Raw genomic sequence first — 19,248 nt, forward strand, 5'->3', positions numbered from 1 at the left:
ATTGCTAGATGAGGGTTAGGCGAGGTCAGTAATGGTTGATCAACTTCAGCATGCGACCGAAGCGTTGCGCAAAGCGCTGGTCCAGGTTGAGCGCCTCAAGCGCACCAATCGTGCGCTGCTGGAGCGGTCGAGTGAGCCGATCGCGATCGTCGGAATGTCATGCCGTTTCCCGGGCGGGGTGGATTCCCCCGAAGGCCTGTGGCAGATGGTGGCCGAGGGCCGCGACGTGATGTCGGACTTTCCCACCGACCGCGGGTGGGATCTGGCCGACCTATTCGACCCGGATCCGGACACGCCGCACAAGTCCTACGCGAGCACCGGCGGCTTCGTCGACGGCGTGGCCGACTTCGATCCCGGCTTTTTCGGTATCGCCCCCAGCGAGGCGCTGGCGATGGACCCGCAGCACCGGATGCTGCTGGAGCTGTCCTGGGAGGCACTGGAGCGCTCCGGCATCGATCCGACCGGCTTGCGCGGCAGCGCCACCGGTGTGTTCGCCGGACTGATCGTCCAGGGCTACGGCATGTTCGCCGAGGAGATCGAGGGCTACCGCCTGACGGGCATGACCTCCAGCGTGGCTTCGGGTCGGGTGGCTTATGTGCTGGGGTTGGAGGGCCCGGCGGTGTCGGTGGATACGGCGTGTTCGTCGTCGTTGGTGGCGTTGCATATGGCAGTGCAGTCGCTGCGGTCCGGTGAGTGTGATCTGGCGCTGGCCGGCGGTGCCACCGTCAATGCCACCCCGACCGTCTTCGTGGAGTTCAGCCGGCATCGTGGGCTGGCGCCGGACGGGCGCAGCAAAGCCTATGCGGGCGCGGCCGACGGGGTCGGCTGGTCCGAGGGCGGCGGCATGTTGGTGGTGGAGCGGCTTTCGGATGCGCAGCGGTTGGGGCATCCGGTGTTGGCGTTGGTGCGTGGTTCGGCGGTGAATCAGGATGGGGCCTCCAATGGGTTGACGGCTCCCAATGGTCCGTCGCAGCAGCGGGTGGTGCGTGCGGCGTTGGCCAATGCGGGGTTGAGTGCGGCTGAGGTTGATGTGGTCGAGGGTCATGGGACTGGGACCACGTTGGGTGATCCGATTGAGGCGCAGGCGTTGTTGGCGACCTATGGGCAGGATCGTGGGTCGGCTGGGGCGGCTGGAAAAGCGTTGTGGTTGGGGTCGATCAAATCGAATATGGGTCATACTCAGGCCGCGGCGGGGGTTGCGGGTGTGATCAAGATGGTGCAGGCGATGCGCCATGAGGTGTTGCCTGCGACGTTGCATGTGGATGTGCCGTCTCCGCATGTGGATTGGTCGGCGGGTGCGGTGGAGTTGTTGACCGAGGCGCAGCCGTGGCCGGCTGAGTCGGCGGGGGATCGGGTTCGGCGTGCGGGGGTGTCGTCGTTTGGGATCAGTGGCACTAATGCGCATGTGATTGTGGAGGCTGCTCCTCGGGTTGAGGTTGGTGGGTCCTCTGGTGGTGCGGTGCCGGTGGTGCCGTGGGTGGTGTCGGCGAAGTCGGGTTCGGCGTTGGGGGCGCAGGCGGCGCGGTTGGCGGCGCATGTGCGGTCTCACGATGAGCTTGATGTTGCTGATGTGGGGTGGTCGTTGGCGGGTCGGTCGACCTTTGAGCATCGTGCGGTGGTGCTGGGGGCTGATCGGGATGGGTTGCTGGCCGGGCTGGATGAGTTGGCCGGTGACGAGTTCGGTGGGGCTTCGGTGATTCGGGGTGTGGCTGGTGCCGCGGGTAAGACGGTGTTCGTCTTCCCCGGCCAAGGCTCCCAGTGGATCGGCATGGGTATCGAATTGCTCGACACCGCACCGGTATTCGCGCGCCACATCGAGTCATGCGGTCAGGCCTTCGCGGAATTCGTCGACTGGTCGCTGCTCGACGTGCTCCGCGGCGCTGCGGGGGCACCCGGGCTTGACCGGGTCGACGTCGTGCAGCCGGTGCTGTTTGCGGTGATGGTGTCGCTGGCCGAACTGTGGAAGTCGGTCGGGGTGCGCCCGGATGCCGTCATCGGGCACTCTCAGGGCGAGATCGCTGCCGCATATGTGGCTGGTGCGCTGTCGTTGCGCGATGCCGCCAAGGTGGTCACCCTGCGCAGCAAGCTGCTTGTCGGACTGGCCGGACCGGGCGGCATGGTGTCGGTGGCCTGTGGCGAGCAACAGGCGCGGGAGTTGTTGGAGCCCTTTGGCGATCGGGTCAGCATCGCCGCCATCAACGGCCCTTCTGCCGTAGTGGTCTCCGGCGAGGTGGCAGCGCTCGAGGAGCTGATCGCGCAGTGCGCGGACCGGGAGCTGCGTACCCGTCGCATCGATGTGGACTATGCGTCGCACTCGGTCGAGGTGGAGGCGATCGAAGGCCAGCTGACCGAAGTTCTGGCTGGGATCGAGCCGCTTTCGTCGCGGACCGCGTTCTTCTCGTCGGTGACCGGAAGTCGTTTGGACACAGCAGAGTTGGATGCCGAGTACTGGTACCGCAACATCCGGCAGACGGTGCAGTTCGACCAGGCCGTGCGCAGCGCGTGTGGCCACGGATACCGCACCTTCATCGAATCCAGCCCGCACCCCGCGCTGATCGCCGGTATCGAGGACATCTATCGCAACTGCGCGGCCGATTCCGGTGCCGACCCCATCGTCGTGCCCACCTTGGGTCGGGAAGACGGTGGGCTGCAGCGATTCCTGGCGTCGGCCGCCGCGGCCTTCGTTGCCGGCGTGAATGTGGACTGGCGCGGCCCGCTCGACGGTGCCGGCCTGGTCGAGCTTCCCACGTATGCCTTTGAGAAGCGGCGCTTTTGGCTCTCCGGAGAGGGCGTCAGCGTCGACGCATCCGGACTGAGGTTGAGCGCCGGCGGGCATGCGCTGCTGGGCGCTGTCGTGGAGCTTCCGGAATCGGGCGGTGTCGTGTTGACCGGCCGCTTGGCGCTCGGCGCGCACGGCTGGCTGGCCGATCACGCGGTGTCGGGGGTAGTGGTGTTTCCCGGCACCGGGTTTGTCGAGCTGGCAATCCGGGCCGGCGACGAAGTCGGCTGCTCGGTGGTCAACGAACTCACACTGCGCACGCCGCTGGTACTCCCGGCATCGGGTTCGGTTGCGGTACAGGTGGTCGTCGGTGCCGCCGCCGATTCGGCGGAGCGCAGCGTGTCGATCTACTCCCGCACCGACACCGACGCCGGCTCGGTGTGGGTCTGCCACGCCGAGGGAACCCTGGGCGCCGACTCCGCCCAGCCCGCGGCCGACCTGTCGGCCTGGCCTCCCGCTGGAGCCATCGCGGTCGACGTGGCTGACGGGTACGAGCGGCTGGATGCACGTGGGTACGGGTATGGGCCCGCGTTCCGTGGACTGACTGCGATGTGGGCGCGTGGCGAGGAGCTGTTCGCCGAAGCCCGGTTGCCCGAGGCGGCCGGATCTACCAGAGGTTTCGGCGTGCACCCGGCGCTGCTGGATGCCGCGCTGCACACCGCGGTGATCGCCAATCCCGACGCGGACCTGGTGTTGCCGTTCTCCTGGCAGGGCGTGTCTCTGCACGCGGCGGGGGCCGCGTCGGTGCGGGTACGGATCGCGCCGGTTGGCCCCTCGTCGGTCTCGGTGGAACTCGCCGACGACCTTGGTCTGCCGGTGCTTTCGGTCAAGGCGATGGCGGCCCGCCCGGTAAGCGAGCAGCAGATGCGCGCCGTGGTGTCCGCATCCGGTCCAGACCGGCTGTTCGAGGTGGTCTGGACGCCGATGACGGTTGCCGCCACCGATGCGGCACCCGCCTATGAACTCTTTGAATCCGTTGCGGCTGAAGGCGATCCGCTCAGCGGGACCTATCAGCGCACCCATCAGGCGCTGGCGGCTGTGCAGTCGTGGCTGACCGAACATGATTCGGGCGTGCTGGTGGTGGCCACCCGGGGCGCCATGGCGCTGGCCGGCGAGGACGTCACCGATCTGGCCGGCGCGGCGGTATGGGGATTGGTGCGCTCGGCGCAGACCGAGAACCCAGGCCGGCTGGTCCTGGTTGATTCCGACGCTGCGGTCGACGCTGCGGCGGTAGCGACGGCCCTGGCGGTCGGTGAGCCACAAGTAGTGCTGCGCAACGGGCAGCCCTACACGGCGCGGGTGCACGCCAGCCGCGCCGCAGACGGCATCCTGGTGCCGCCTGTCGACGGGCCGTGGCGGTTGGGGCTGAGCAGCGCGGGCACCTTCGAGAATCTGCAGCTGGAGCCGGTTCCCAACGCCGGCGCGCCGCTGGGCCCGGGCCAGGTGCGGGTGGCCATGCGCGCCATCGCCGCCAACTTCCGCGACATCATGATCACGCTGGGCATGTTCACCCACGACGCCTTGATCGGCGGCGAAGGTGCCGGCTTTGTCGTCGAAATCGGCCCGGAAGTAACCGAATTCGCGGTCGGCGATGCGGTATACGGATTCTTCCCGGACGGCAGCGGCACGTTGGTGGCCGGCGACGTCAGGCTGTTGCTGCCCAAGCCCGCCGACTGGTCCTACGCCGAAGCGGCCGCAATCTCAGCCGTTTTCACCACCGCTTACTACGCGTTCGTGCACCTGGCCAATGTCCAGCCAGGCCAACGGGTACTGGTCCACGCCGCCACCGGCGGGGTGGGCATGGCGGCCGTGCAGTTGGCCCGGAACCTGGGTCTGGAGGTGTACGCCACCGCCAGCAAGGGCAAATGGGACATCTTGCGGGCCATGGGCTTTGACGAAGACCACATCTCGGATTCGCGCAGCCTGGAATTCGAGGAGAAATTCCGCGAGGTCACCGGTGGCCGTGGCGTGGATGTGGTGCTGGACTCGCTGGCCGGCGAATTCGTGGATGCTTCGCTGCGCCTGCTGGGCCCTGGCGGGGTGTTCCTGGAGATGGGCAAGACCGACATCCGCGACCCCGGCGTCATCGCCCAGGAATATCCGGGTGTGCGCTATCGCGCATTCGACCTGTTCGAACCCGGTCGCCCGCGCATGCACCAGTACATGCTCGACCTGGCCGGGCTGTTTGACGCCGGCGTGCTGCGGCCACTGCCGGTCACGGCCTTCGACGTGCGGCGCGCGCCGGCGGCGTTGCGCTACCTGAGCCAGGCCCGCCATGTCGGCAAGGTCGTGATGACCATGCCTGCCGACCAAGGTGGTGCGCTTGGTGGCGGAACGGTATTGTTCACCGGTGGAACCGGCATGGCGGGTTCGGCGCTCGCGCGGCACCTGGTGGCCCACCACGGCGTGGCCCATCTGGTGCTCATCAGCCGGCGGGGCCCCGCCGCACCGGGGGCTACCGAGCTGGTAGCCGAGTTGAGCGCTGCCGGAGCACAGGTCGAGGTGGTGGCCTGTGACGCGGCCGACCGTCCGGCGCTGGCCAAGGTGATCGCCGAAATTCCCGCGCAGCGGCCGCTGTCCGCCGTGGTCCACGCCGGTGGTGTGCTTGATGACGCGGTGATTTCCTCGCTGACCCCCGAACGTGTCGACACGGTGCTGCGGGCCAAAGTCGATGCCGCGTGGAACCTGCACGAGTTGACTCGTGATCTGGATCTTTCTGCGTTCGTGATGTTTTCGTCAATGGCCGGCGTGGTCGGATCCTCGGGCCAGGCCAACTATGCGGCGGCCAACACGTTCGTCGACGGCCTGGCCGCACACCGACGGGCGCACGGCTTGCCGGCCATTTCGCTGGGCTGGGGCCTGTGGGATCAGGCCAGCGATATGACCGGTGGAATGGATGCCGCCGACCGGGCCCGGCTGGGTCGTGAGGGTGTCTTGGCGCTGTCCTCCGATGAGGCAATGGAACTGTTCGACACCGCCCTCATCGTCAACCAGGCGTTCCTGGCTCCGGCCCGGATAGATCTGGCCGCACTGCGCGCTCACGCGGTGGCGGTACCGCCGATGTTCAGTGATCTGGTCAGCGCTCCGACCCGGCGTCAGGTCGACGACGCATTGGCCGCGGCGAAATCGAAATCCGCTCTGGCACATCGCCTGCACGGACTGCCGGAGCCCGAGCAGCACGCCGTGGTGCTGGACTTGGTGCGGTCGCACATCGCCACCGTGCTGGGCACCATCACGCCCGAGGCCATCGACCCGGACAAGGCGTTCCAGGAGCTGGGCTTTGACTCGCTGACCGCCGTCGAAATGCGTAACCGGATCAAAACGGTTACCGGACTTTCGCTTTCGCCAACGTTGATCTTCGACTACCCAACCCCCAACGGTTTGGCCAACTACATTCGTGCCGAACTCGCTGGTGCCCCGCAAGAGGTCAAGCACACCCCGGCCGTACGCGTCACCGGTGACGATCCGATCGCGATCGTCGGCATGTCATGCCGCTACCCCGGTGGCATCGAGTCGCCGGACGACCTGTGGGACATGCTGATGGCCCGTCGCGACGTGCTGTCTGACTTCCCGGCCGACCGAGGCTGGGATCTGGCCGGCCTGTTCAACCCGGATCCTGACGTGCCCGGCGCTTGCTACACCCGCACCGGCGGTTTCGTAGACCGAGTCGGTGATTTCGAACCCGCCTTCTTCGGTGTTGGGCCCAGTGAGGCGCTGGCGATGGACCCGCAACAGCGGATGTTCCTGGAGCTGTCTTGGGAAGCCTTGGAGCGCGCCGGGATTGAGCCGGGCGGTTTGCGTGGCAGCGCCACCGGTGTGTTCGCCGGGGTGATGACGCAGGGCTACGGCATGTTCGCTGCCGAACCCGTCGAAGGCTTCCGTCTGACCGGGCAGCTCTCCAGCGTGGCTTCGGGTCGGGTGGCTTATGTGCTGGGGTTGGAGGGCCCGGCGGTGTCGGTGGATACGGCGTGTTCGTCGTCGTTGGTGGCGTTGCATATGGCGGTGCAGTCGCTGCGGTCCGGTGAGTGTGATCTGGCGCTGGCCGGCGGCGTCACCATCAATGCCACCCCAGACATCTTCGTTGAATTCAGTCGTTGGCGTGGATTGTCAGCGGATGGACGCTGCAAAGCCTTCGCGGGCGCGGCCGACGGCACCGGGTTCTCCGAGGGCGGCGGCATGTTGGTGGTGGAGCGGCTTTCGGATGCGCAGCGGTTGGGGCATCCGGTGTTGGCGTTGGTGCGTGGTTCGGCGGTGAATCAGGATGGGGCCTCCAATGGGTTGACGGCTCCCAATGGTCCGTCGCAGCAGCGGGTGGTGCGTGCGGCGTTGGCCAATGCGGGGTTGAGTGCGGCTGAGGTTGATGTGGTCGAGGGTCATGGGACTGGGACCACGTTGGGTGATCCGATTGAGGCGCAGGCGTTGTTGGCGACCTATGGGCAGGATCGTGGGTCGGCTGGGGCGGCTGGAAAAGCGTTGTGGTTGGGGTCGATCAAATCGAATATGGGTCATACTCAGGCCGCGGCGGGGGTTGCGGGTGTGATCAAGATGGTGCAGGCGATGCGCCATGAGGTGTTGCCTGCGACGTTGCATGTGGATGTGCCGTCTCCGCATGTGGATTGGTCGGCGGGTGCGGTGGAGTTGTTGACCGAGGCGCAGCCGTGGCCGGCTGAGTCGGCGGGGGATCGGGTTCGGCGTGCGGGGGTGTCGTCGTTTGGGATCAGTGGCACTAATGCGCATGTGATTGTGGAGGCTGCTCCTCGGGTTGAGGTTGGTGGGTCCTCTGGTGGTGCGGTGCCGGTGGTGCCGTGGGTGGTGTCGGCGAAGTCGGGTTCGGCGTTGGGGCGCAGGCGGCGCGGTTGGCGGCGCATGTGCGGTCTCACGATGAGCTTGATGTTGCTGATGTGGGGTGGTCGTTGGCGGGTCGGTCGACCTTTGAGCATCGTGCGGTGGTGCTGGGGGCTGATCGGGATGGGTTGCTGGCCGGGCTGGATGAGTTGGCCGGTGACGAGTTCGGTGGGGCTTCGGTGATTCGGGGTGTGGCTGCTGCCGCGGGTAAGACGGTGTTCGTCTTCCCCGGCCAAGGCTCCCAGCTGCTGGGAATGGGCATGGGACTGCACGCCGGATACCCGGTCTTCGCCGAGGCGTTCAACACCGTTGTCGGTGAGCTGGACCGCCATCTGTTGCGCCCACTGCGTGAGGTCATCTGGGGCCACGACGAAAATCTGCTCAACACAACGGAGTTCGCCCAGCCGGCGCTGTTCGCCGTGGAAGTCGCGTTGTACCGGCTGCTGGAGTCCTGGGGTGTGCGACCCGATTTCGTGATGGGGCACTCGGTCGGTGAATTGTCGGCCGCCCACGTCGCCGGTGTCTTGTCGCTGGAGAATGCGGCGGTGCTGGTAGCCGCGCGCGGCCGGCTCATGCAGGCGCTGCCCGACGGTGGCGCGATGATTGCCGTGCAGGCAACCGAACAGGAAGTGCTGCCCCTACTCGGTGCCCAGGTCAGCATCGCGGCCATCAACGGACCGGCGTCGGTGGTGATTTCGGGCGCCCAGGACGCGGTGAGCGCCGTGGCCGAGCAGCTTCGAGCCGACGGCCGCAGGGTGCACCGGCTAGCCGTCTCGCATGCCTTCCACTCGCCGCTGATGGATCCGATGATCGACGAATTCGCAACGGTGGCCGGTGAACTCACGGTCAATGCGCCCACCATCGGGATCATTTCCAACCTGACCGGGCAGCTGGCCGGAGAGGACTTCGGCTCGGCGGCCTACTGGAAGCGTCACGTCCGGGATGCGGTGCGATTCGCCGACAGCATCCGCTTCGCGCAGTCAGCCGGTGCCGCCCGATTCCTGGAAGTGGGTCCCAGCAGCGGTCTTACCGCATTGATCGAAGAGGTGCTCTCCGATGCTGCGGTGACCAACCCGGTGGCCACGGCCTCCGCGCTGCGCAAGGATCGACCGGAGCCGGTGAGCCTGGTGAGCGCCGTGGCAGGGGTATTTGTCGCCGGCACCGCCGTGGACTGGCGAGCCGTGGTGGGGCAGTCCCACTTTGTGGAGTTGCCGACCTATGCCTTCGAGCGGCGACGGTTCTGGCTCTCGGGGGATGCAGTTGCCGCCGACGCGGCCGGCTTGGGGCTGCAGGCCGGCGAACACGCACTGCTGGGCGCGGTGGTGGAGCTCCCCGCATCGGGCGGAGTGGTGCTCACCGGCCGCTTGTCGCTTGCGGCGCAGGGCTGGCTGGCCGACCACGCCGTCGGCGGTGTGGTGATCTTCCCGGGTGCCGGCTTCGTCGAGCTGGCCATTCGCGCCGGCGACGAGGTGGGCTGTCGAGTGGTCGACGAACTGACGCTGGCCGCACCGCTGGTACTGCCGTCCGGGGGCTCGGTCGCGGTACAGGTGGTAGTCGGTAGCCCCGATGACTCCGGTGCCCGCGCGGTGTCGGTGTACTCGCGTGGCGACGCCGGCTCGGACTGGGTACTGCACGCCGAGGGCTCGCTGGGTTCTGGTTCGCCGGAGCCGGCCACCGATCTGTCGACGTGGCCGCCGGTCGGCGCCGTCGAGGTGGAAAACGCCGACGGATACCAGCAGTTGGCCGAACGCGGGTACGGCTACGGCCCGGCGTTCCGTGGCCTGAATGCGATGTGGCGTCGCGGCGACGAAGTGTTCGCCGAGGTTGCCTTGTCCGCCGACGCCGGGGTATCGGTGTCCGGCTTCGGTATTCATCCGGTGATGCTGGACGCCGCGTTGCACGCCGTGATACTGGCTTCCGATGGCGCCGACGATTTCGGGGTCCCCGAGGGTTCGGTCCTGGTTCCGTTCGCCTGGCAGGGCGTGACGCTGCATGCCGCGGGAGCCTCGGCGGTTCGGGCGCGCATTGCGCCCGCGGGGCCATCCGCGGTCTCGATCGAATTGTCCGATGGGCTAGGACTACCGGTGCTCTCGGTTGCGTCGATGCTGGCAAGGCCAGTGACCGATCAGCAGCTGCGGGCTGCGGTATCAGGGGCCGGACCCGATCGCCTGTTCGGGGTGGATTGGACGGCGCAGCCCTCGGCCGAATTGCAGCCTGTGCCGGTACGTATCTGGGGCGCAGTGGAGTCCGAAGGCGATGACGACCCCGGGGCCTCGGTGGTGTTCGAGTCCGTGCCTCAGGCCGGTGAGGTGGTGGCGGGTGTGTATGCGGCCACCGCCGCCGTGCTCGAGGTGCTGCGATCCTGGCTGTCCCGTGATGGGGTAGGGCAATTGGTCATCACCACGCGCGGCGCGGTGGCGCTGCCGGACGAGGATGTCACCGATCTGGCAGGCTCGGCGGTATGGGGATTGGTGCGCTCGGCACAGACCGAGCACCCCGGTCGAATCGTGTTGGTCGACACCGATGCGCAACTTGACGAACATGCTGTAGCGGCGGTGTTGGCCGCCGGCGAGCCGCAGGTGCTGTGGCGCAACGGCGAGGTGTACACCGCGCGGGTACACGGCAGCCGCGCGGTTGCCGGCCTGCTGGTGCCACCGGGTGATGGCCCGTGGCGCTTGGGTATGAGCACCGCGGGCACGTTCGAAAACCTGCGCCTGGAAACGATTCCCGATGCTGATGCCGCGCTGCAACCGGGGCACGTTCGGGTCGCCTTGTCGGCGATGGCCGCAAACTTCCGCGACGTCATGATCGCGCTGGGTCTCTACCCCGACCCGGACGCGGCGATGGGCGTGGAAGGCGCCGGCGTCGTCGTCGAAACCGCCTCGCCAGACTGGCGTTTCGCGGTGGGCGACCGGGTCGTGGGTCTGTTCCCGGAGGGCACCGGGACAATCGCCATTACCGACCACCGACTGCTGGTCAAGATCCCCGCGGGTTGGTCTGACACCGCGGCCGCCACCACCTCGGTCGTGTTCGCCACCGCCTTCTACGCGCTGCGGGACTTGGCCTCGGTGCAGCCCGGACAGCGGATCCTGGTGCACGCGGCCACCGGTGGCGTCGGCATGGCGGCCGTGCAGCTGGCCCGGCACTGGGGTCTCGAGGTATTCGCCACGGCCAGCAAGGGCAAGTGGGATACGTTGCGGGCCATGGGCTTTGACGAGGACCACATCGGTGACTCACGCAGCCTGGAATTCGAGGACAAGTTCCGGGCGGCCACCGGCGGGCGCGGCATGGACGTGGTGCTCGACTCGTTGGCGGGCGAATTCGTCGACGCGTCGCTACGGCTGGTTGCCCCCGGCGGTGTCTTCTTGGAGATGGGCAAGACCGACATCCGCGAGGCCGCGGTGGTCGCCCAGCAGCACACCGGTGTGCGATACCGGGCCTTCGACCTCTTCGAGGCGGGGCCGGATCACATCGCGCAGATCCTCGCCGAGCACGCCGCGCTGTTCAGCGAGGATGTGCTGCGGCCTCTTCCGGTGACGACATTTGACGTGCGGCGCGCGCCGGCGGCCTTGCGCTACCTGAGCCAGGCCCGCCATGTCGGCAAGGTCGTGTTGACCATGCCCGACGCGTGGGCGGCAGGCACGGTACTCATCACCGGTGGCACCGGGATGGCCGGCTCGGCGCTGGCCCGCCATGTGGTGGCTCACCACGGGGTGCGTCAGTTGGTCCTGGTCAGTCGGCGTGGTCCGGACGCTCCGGGGGCCGCAGAGCTGGCCGAGGAGTTGAGCGCCTTTGGCGCCCAAGTCCAGGTGGTCGCCTGTGACGCCGCCGACCGGGCGGCGCTGGCCAAGCTGATTGCCGAGATTCCGGTGCAGCACCCGCTGTCCGCCGTGATTCACACCGCTGGGGCGCTGGATGACGCGGTGGTCACCTCGCTGACGCCCGAGCGCATGGAAATGGTGCTGCGGGCAAAGGTGGATGCGGCGTGGAACCTGCATGAGCTCACCCGCGACATGGATTTGTCCGCGTTTGTGATGTTTTCGTCGATGGCCGGCCTGGTGGGTTCGTCGGGCCAGGGCAACTACGCGGCCGCCAACTCGTTCCTGGATGGGCTGGCCGTACACCGGCAAGCGCACGGCCTGCCGGCGATTTCGCTGGGGTGGGGTCTGTGGGATCAGGCCAGCAACATGACCGGCGGATTGGCAGCGGTCGACTTCAAGCGGTTCGCCCGAGACGGCATCGTGGCCATGTCCTCCGATGAAGCGCTCGGATTGCTCGACGCCGCAATGGTCCTCGGCGAACCATTCATGTTGCCCGCCCACATCGACTTTGCCGCATTGCGGGTGAAGTTCGACGGCGGGACCCTGCCGCCGATGTTCGTTGATCTGATCAACGCGCCCACTCGACGTCAGGTCGATGATTCCCTGGCCGCGGCGAAGTCGAAATCGGCTCTGCTGCAACGCCTCGAAGGACTGCCCGAAGATGAGCAGCACGCCATCTTGCTGAACTTGGTGCGCTCCCACATCGCGACAGTGCTGGGCAACTCCAGCCCGGACGCGATCGACCCGGACCGTGCCTTCCAGGAACTTGGCTTCGATTCGCTGACCGCGGTCGAGATGCGCAACCGACTCAAGTCGGCGACGGGGCTGGCGCTTTCGCCCACGCTCATCTTCGACTACCCCAACTCCGCCGCGTTGGCCGGTTACATGCACCGGGAACTGGTCGGCGCGTCGCCGCAAAGCGACACCACGGCCGAGGCACCCGGGGAAGCCGAACTGCAGCGGGTGGTCGCCTCGATTCCGGTCAAGCGCCTGCGCCAAGCCGGGGTGCTGGAACTGTTGCTCGCGTTGGCAAATGAGACCGGCGGCAATGGGCAGGCCGCGGTGACCGCGGAGACCAGCGAGGAAGATCTAGCGGACATGGACCTCGACGCCCTGGTCAACGCGGCGTTCATGAACGACGACGAGTAGACATGAGCCGCACCCGCAGGGGTGCAGAGTAAAGCAATGAGGAGGAGCGGTGCTCACTAGCGAGGAAACTCAGTGAGGGTCGCGGTCACCGGGGCCGGTGGGGTGCTGGGCCGTGGCCTGGCCTCCCGATTGCTCAGCCAGGGCCACGAAGTCGTCGGGATGTCGCGCCGGCGGCCCGACAGCTGGCCGAGTCAGGCCGACTTCGTTGCCGGCGATATCCGCGACGCGGCCGCGGTCCGGCGCGCAATCACGGGCGCGGACGTGGTCGCCCACTGCGCATGGGCCCGGAACCCGGGTCCGGACGGCCGGATCAGCCAGCAGATCAACATCGGCGGAACCCGCAACGTCTTGGATGCGATGGCAGCCTGCGGTACCGGCCGCATCGTGTTCCCCAGCTCCCCCCACGTCTACCGGCCGGGTCTGCCGATGCCGGCCACCGAACACGGTGCGGTGGCGCCAGCTTCGGCCGAGGGGCGGCACAAGGCGGGCGTCGAGCAGATGCTGCAGGAGTCCGGCGCGCAATGGGTTGCCGTGCGTTCGGCGCTCATCGTCGGGCGCAACATCGACAACTGGGTGCGCCGGTTGTTTGCTCTGCCGGCGTTCCCCGACGGTTCGGCAGATGACGTACTGCAGGTGGTGCACCTCGACGACGTACTTCGGCTGCTGACGCGCGCGGTATCGGACGTCGGTGCGGGCACCGGTCCGGTCAATCTCGCCGCCCCGGGGCTACCCACGTTGCGCGAGATCGCCACGGCACTGCGACGCCCCATCCTGCCGGTCGGCGCGGCGCTTCGCCGTATTGGGTCGGTCGCCGAATTCCAATTGGTGCAAGGCGTTCCCGTGATGGACACCGCGCGGTTGCACGATGAATGGAAGTTCCAGCCGGCCTTCACCGCCGAGGGGTCCGTCGAGGACTTCGCGCTGGCCGTGCGTGGCCGAGTCTCGTTGGGCAGACGGGTGGTATCGCTGCCCTGGCGACTCGCCAACATCCAGGACCTGCCCGCCGTTGACGCTCCCGCGCAAGACGGTGTGGTTCCCCGGCTGGCAGGCCCGGAAGGTGTCAACGGGGAGTTCGACACACCTATCGATCCGCGTTTCCCGACGTTTCTGGCCACCAATCTGTCCGAAGCGTTGCCCGGTCCGTTCTCGCCTTCATCGGCATCGGTCACCGTGCGTGGCCTGCGTGCGGGCGGCGTCGGTATTGCCGAACGGTTGCGGCCAGGTGGAGTGATTCAGCGCGAGATCGCAATGCGCACCGTCGCGGTGTTCGCCCATCGGCTTTACGGGGCCATCACATCGGCGCACTTCATGGCCGAAACAGTGCCATTCGCCAAGCCGGCGATGATCGTCAGCAACAGCGGGTTCTTCGGCCCGAGCATGGGCTCGCTGCCCATTTTCGGCGAGGAACTCCCACCGGCAGAATCCAGCTTCGTGCGCCGGCAACTGCGCACCGTCCGCAATATCGGCGTATTCGGCGTCAACCTGGTCGGCCTGAGCGCCGGTTCGGCCTTGGACACCAACGATTTCATCGCCGATGTCGACCGCCTGGAGCAGCTTGTCGGGGGCGATGTCACCACGCTTGACGATCGGCGCCTGCTGAGCCTGATTCTGCTGGCCCGCGACCACGTGGTGCACGGCTGGGTGCTGGCTTCGGGTTCCTTCATGCTCTGTGCCGCATTCAACGTGCTGTTGCGCGCCGTGAGCGGCCGCGACACCGCCCCGGCCGCGGGGCCCGAACTGGTCAGCGCCCGTTCGGTGGAAGCGGTACAGCGCCTGGTGGACGCGGCGCGCCACGACGAAGCCGTGATTCGGCTGCTGTCCGAACCCGGGGACCGCCTCGGCAAGCTGGCGGTGGCGGCGCCGCACTTCTACGATGCAGTGCGCCAAGAGCTTTCGCTGATTGGGCACCGTGGGCCGGCGGAAGTCGAGATGATGTCGACCAGCTACGCCGACAACCCGGAATTGTTGGTCGGCATGGTGGCCAAGACATTGAGCACCTCCTCGGTGCCGCAATCGCCGCAGCCGTCGATACCATTGCAGGCCAAGCCGATCGCGGTGCTGGCCGCACGCCAACTGCGTGACCGGGAAGCGCGCCGAGACAAGATGGTTCGCGCGATCTGGGTGCTGCGCGCCCTGCTGCGCGAGCATGGGCGCCGGCTGGCCGAAGCCGGCGTGCTGCACGCCTCCGACGATGTCTTCTACCTCTTGGTCGACGAACTCGACGCACTGCCCGCGGACGTGGCCGAGTTGGTGGCCCGGCGCCGCGCAGAACAACGCAGGCTGACCGCCGTCGTCCCACCCACGGTGTTCAGTGGGAAGTGGGAGCCGTCGACCGCCTCGGCGGCGGCGCTAACGGCCGGGGGCACCTTGCGCGGAGTCGGCGTCTGCGGCGGGCGGGTGCGTGGCCGGGTGCGGATCGTGCGTCCGGAGACCATCGATGAACTAGAGCCGGGCGAAATTCTGGTCGCCGAGGTCACCGACGTCGGCTACACGGCTGCCTTCTGCTACGCGGCGGCCGTCGTCACCGAACTGGGTGGCCCCATGTCGCATGCGGCTGTGGTGGCCCGCGAGTTCGGGTTCCCCTGTGTGGTGGACGCCCAGGGCGCCACCCGGTTCTTGCCGCCGGGCGCGCTCATCGAGGTCGACGGCACCACCGGGGAGATCCAAGTGCTCGAGCTGGCGGCCGAAGGCGATTCATCGGTTACGCAGAGCGATCCCGCTGATTTGGCCTAGTCGGCGAGTTAGTAGCCACAGAAATCACCCGGGCGCTAACCCGTAGCCCCTCCTCGCGCCCGAGCTGGCGGATGCGCTCGTTGTTGACCTGCCAGCGGGCCCGGCGGGCCATGCGTTGAAGCCCCTCGGGCACGCGAGCTGCTAGATGCCCGCCTGGGCGTAGACGTTCTTGTGGATGGTTTCGCAGATGTCCTCGAGCGGGAGGTCGTTCGCGTCATTCGCGAAGGGGCTTTCGATCTCGACGGCGATTTCCTCGATGCCGAAGAATGTGTAGGCGATGATGAGGACGTCGACAATGGTCGTCCAGCCGAAGGTCTCGACCATGGCGAAGGGGAGGGTGAAGCAATAGAGTACAAGCGCCCGGCGCAGGTGCACGGCGTAGGCGAAGGGCATCGGCGTCTTGCGAATTCGTTCGCAGCCGCCGAGGTAGTCGACCAGGAGCTGAATGTTCTGGTCCATCGAGGTGAGCATGATGTCGGAGATCAGGCCGCGCTCGCGCGCCTCCCGGAGGCAATCGGACATGTTGCCGGCGACAGCGAGAGGCGGATGCTGGGCGTCGATCACCTCCTGCGCCTCGGCGGGCGGAAGTTCGGCGATTTGTGGCCCGAGGCCTTTGGTACCGCGCAGGCTGTGCATGGCCGCCCAGGGAAAGACGGCTGTCCATCGGGTAAGTCGGGCCACCAGCGCGGGATCTCCGGTGATGTATACGCTGGCGCTCCGGACGAGGTTGCGTGTTGCATTCACGATGCCTCCCCATAGCTTGCGCCCCTCCCAGAAACGGTCGTAGCTGGAGTTGGTGCGGAAAACCAGAAGGAGACCGAGAGCGAGGCCCATCAGGGTGTGCAGCTGGAACGGCATGCCGACCGGCGCGACATAGTTGTGAAAGGTGACAACCGCCGCCGACCACGCGACGCATAGGGAGACGCGACCGCTGATCTCCCGGACCAGCGAGCCGCGGATGTCAAAAAAGTGGTCCAGCCATTTGTGCGAGTCGTATTCGATCATGATCTACTTCGCGTAGTTGGGATAGACGGGCTCTGCAGGCGCGGGCGCTGGGTTCTTGGTGAGGGCTTCCATGGCGACGGTTGCGGCGCGCTCCAACTGCGGATCATGCCCCTGCCGCACCGCCGCCGGATGCTTCCAGATTTCGATGTCTGGCGCAACACTTTGCTTCCAGGTCAGCGGCGCCGGACGTGTTGCGCAAGGCGAGATTGGCAGCGGTGAGCGAACCGCCATCCTTAGCAGCGGAAATCCGAGGATGCCCACCAGCCTGCCCCGGGTGCGGGTGCCGACCAACGGCGCCAGCTTGTGGAATGTAACGCCCATGACGGGCGTGATGGTGTCATGGCCATGGTGGGTGCGTCAGTAGTTCATCCACCGGCGGCAGCCGAAGTCGAGTACCTGAGCGGCTGCCTGCCCGCCGCCGGTGAAGCATCCTCGATAATCACGCCCCGGCACCCGGACTGCGCAGAGTAGCTGACGACGTCAACCGTAGCTGGCCGATGCGGGCCAGACCGCGAGGTGAAATCTGTTGACATCTCTACAAACCCGCCACAGTCGGGCAAGTCATCGGCCCCACCGCGTGGCCCGCCAAAGGGGGGCTGCCTTCCCATTGCACTGGATATCACCGAGGCATAGCAGCCGACGGGCACGCCTCAGCAGCTGAACGCGGCGCCCACACCGTCGGGTGGCGGTACCGACCGCAGGCAGCCGAACGGCTCGACGCCGGCGCTGCTGAGCCCAATGGCGGACTGATGGGCGTAGTTGACGCAAAAAACGCCGGCCTGATCGGCTCGGCAACGGTAGTCGCCGAACGACAGCGAGTCGCCGTTGGCCAACTCGGGCCCGTTGCCGTTGGTGAACGGTCCCGGGTCGCCTCGGGAGGCCCCGACCCGCAAGTTGGTGCCGTCAAAATCGACCCAGCCGCCCTTCCATTCGCCGTAGGCGGTGGGGGGTGGGGGAGACGGGTTGGTCAGGCTGACCAGGCAGGCCATCGCGTCACCGGTGTGCTTGGTGTCGGTCAGGCAGGACACTTTGCCGCCTTGGGCGCTGAATGCGATATCGTCGCCGAGCTCGGTGGTGACATCCTCTCGCGTCACACTGTGATAGCGCGCCGGATCAGCGGCGTGACCAGCCTCTATCCAGGCAATGACCTCGGAGATCGGCGCCCCGGCCGACGGCACCTTCGACGCTGTGGGAAGTTTGCTTGTCGAGGAAGAAACGCTACTGCTCGGCGTCGCCGGGGTGCTGGTCTGCGAACGACCCGAGTCGCTGTCGACGTCATGTGCGCACCCGGCAACCAGCAACGGTACTGCGACTAGCGCGGCGATTCGCATCCCGTCAGGCTAGCCGCCCTGAGGGGATTTTAAGTGGTACGCACGCCGTGTGCGTTTCGGGTCCGCTAACGTCGGGTTATGCATGAGCGCACCGTCCGCGCCCGCACGGCCACCGGCGTCGTTGAAGGCTTCACTCGCGACGGCGTGCACCGCTGGCGGTCCATCCCCTACGCGCGGGCTCCGATCGGCCCGCTCCGGTTCCGCGCGCCGCGGCCCCCGCAGCCCTGGTCGGGTGTCCGCCACTGTCATGGGTTCACTCACTGCTCGCCTCAGCAGCGCCGCTACACCATGCTCGGCCTGGGCAAATACCAGCCGATGAGCGAAGACTGCCTGACCCTCAACGTCGTCGCACCCGAAGCCCCCACGCATCGACCGCTGCCGGTCATGGTCTTCATCCACGGTGGGGGCTACATCCTGGGCAGCTCGGCGACTCCGATATATGACGGCGCGGCACTGGCGAGGCGAGGCTGCGTCTATGTTTCGGTCAACTATCGGCTGGGCGCGCTCGGGTGTCTGGATCTGTCTTCGCTGTCGACACCGGACATCGCCATCGACGGTAACCTGTACCTGCGCGACCTGGTGATGGCATTGCAGTGGATCCAGGACAACATCGCGGAGTTCGGTGGTGATCCGGACAACGTCACCATCTTCGGGGAAAGCGCGGGCGCGCATATCACCGCCACGCTGCTGGCGGTTCCGGCGGCCAAAGGTCTTTTCGCCCGCGCGATCTCGGAGAGTCCGGCCGCCGGTATGGTGCGTCCGCGGGAAATCGCGGCCGAATTCGCGACACGCTTTGCCCGACTGCTCGGTGCGCGCAAGCACGACGCCGCCAGCGCGCTGATGCGGGCAACCGCGGCTCAACTGGTGCAAACCCAGCACCGGCTGATCGATCAGGGCATGCAGAAACGCTTGGGCGCCTTCCCAATCGGCCCAACCTTCGGTGATGACTGCCTGCCGCTGGACCCCGTCGAGGCCATGCGCGCCGGGCAATCACACAAAGTGCCGCTCATCGTCGGCACCAACGCCGACGAGGGCCGCCTGTTCACCCGGTTCCTCAAAATGCTGCCGACCAACAAGGCGATGATCGACGAGTTGCTCGCCGACACCGAACCGGCTACCCGTGAACGCATCACCGCGGCCTACCCGAACTATCCGGAGTCCGCTGCCTGCATACAGCTGGGCGGTGATTTCGCATTCAACGCCGCGGCCTGGCAGATCGCCGAAGCCCAAGGAGCGCACGCTCCCACGTACCTCTATCGCTATGACTACGCGCCACGGACATTGCGCTGGTCCGGGTTCGGGGCCACGCATGCGACCGAGTTGTTCGCCGTCTTCGACATCTATCGAACCAGGTTCGGCGCGCTTCTGACCGCCGCCGCCGACCGCAGACACGCGTTGCGGGTCAGCGACGAGGTGATCCGGCGCTGGCGCTCGTTCAGCCAGACCGGTACGCCCGGCGAGGACTGGCCGGCTTACACGCACACCCGCCGTGCTGTCATGGTGATCGACCGCAAGAGTCGCGTCGAGATCGATCCGCACCAGCACCGCAGGCTGGCGTGGGACGGCTTCTCGCTGGCGCGGTGAA

5 protein-coding genes and 1 pseudogene are annotated in these 19,248 nt (G+C 67.1%); 3 read left to right on the plus strand and 3 right to left on the minus strand.

Annotated elements, in window-relative coordinates; genetic code table 11:
* Positions 1–31 precede the first annotated feature (31 nt).
* Positions 32–12,594: pseudogene (locus CKW46_RS15735) on the plus strand (type I polyketide synthase).
* Positions 12,595–12,666: 72 nt separating this feature from the next.
* Positions 12,667–15,327 carry a sugar epimerase family protein gene (locus CKW46_RS15740; RefSeq protein ID WP_482053348.1) on the plus strand — a complete coding sequence of 887 codons (2,661 nt, stop codon included), beginning with the start codon at positions 12,667–12,669 and terminating at the stop codon, positions 15,325–15,327.
* Positions 15,328–15,468: 141 nt separating this feature from the next.
* On the opposite strand, the gene CKW46_RS15745 is transcribed toward CKW46_RS15740, so the two are convergent.
* The 3 genes from CKW46_RS15745 to CKW46_RS15755 all read right to left on the minus strand — a co-directional run bounded on the left by CKW46_RS15745 (position 15,469) and on the right by CKW46_RS15755 (position 17,663).
* Positions 15,469–16,332 carry a bestrophin family protein gene (locus tag CKW46_RS15745; protein ID WP_117435941.1) on the minus strand — a complete coding sequence of 288 codons (864 nt, stop codon included), beginning with the start codon at positions 16,330–16,332 and terminating at the stop codon, positions 15,469–15,471.
* Between the two features lie 3 nt (positions 16,333–16,335).
* Entirely contained in the window at positions 16,336–16,653 is a 318-nt protein-coding gene (locus tag CKW46_RS15750; protein ID WP_015355712.1) for a S41 family peptidase, read from the minus strand.
* 329 nt (positions 16,654–16,982) lie between these two features.
* Positions 16,983–17,663, minus strand: coding sequence for a hypothetical protein (locus CKW46_RS15755; RefSeq protein ID WP_012394711.1), 681 nt, complete (start codon positions 17,661–17,663; stop codon positions 16,983–16,985).
* Between the two features lie 78 nt (positions 17,664–17,741).
* Between CKW46_RS15755 and CKW46_RS15760 the strand changes: the two genes are divergently transcribed.
* Positions 17,742–19,247: a carboxylesterase/lipase family protein gene (locus tag CKW46_RS15760; protein WP_015355713.1), complete on the plus strand. Its 1,506-nt coding sequence runs from the start codon at positions 17,742–17,744 to the stop codon at positions 19,245–19,247.
* The last annotated feature ends 1 nt before the right edge of the window (position 19,248 follow it).

Origin of the sequence: Mycobacterium liflandii, from assembly GCF_022354805.1 — a bacterium.
GTDB classification, from domain to species: Bacteria; Actinomycetota; Actinomycetes; order Mycobacteriales; family Mycobacteriaceae; genus Mycobacterium; species Mycobacterium marinum.

Bases quoted from the DNA above. Each gene is read 5' to 3' on its own strand.
- CKW46_RS15745 (WP_117435941.1), bottom strand. From the start codon at position 16,332: ATGATCGAATACGACTCGCACAAATGGCTGGACCACTTTTTTGACATC.
- CKW46_RS15750 (WP_015355712.1), bottom strand. From the start codon at position 16,653: ATGGGCGTTACATTCCACAAGCTGGCGCCGTTGGTCGGCACCCGCACC.
- CKW46_RS15755 (WP_012394711.1), bottom strand. From the start codon at position 17,663: ATGCGAATCGCCGCGCTAGTCGCAGTACCGTTGCTGGTTGCCGGGTGC.
- CKW46_RS15760 (WP_015355713.1), top strand. From the start codon at position 17,742: ATGCATGAGCGCACCGTCCGCGCCCGCACGGCCACCGGCGTCGTTGAA.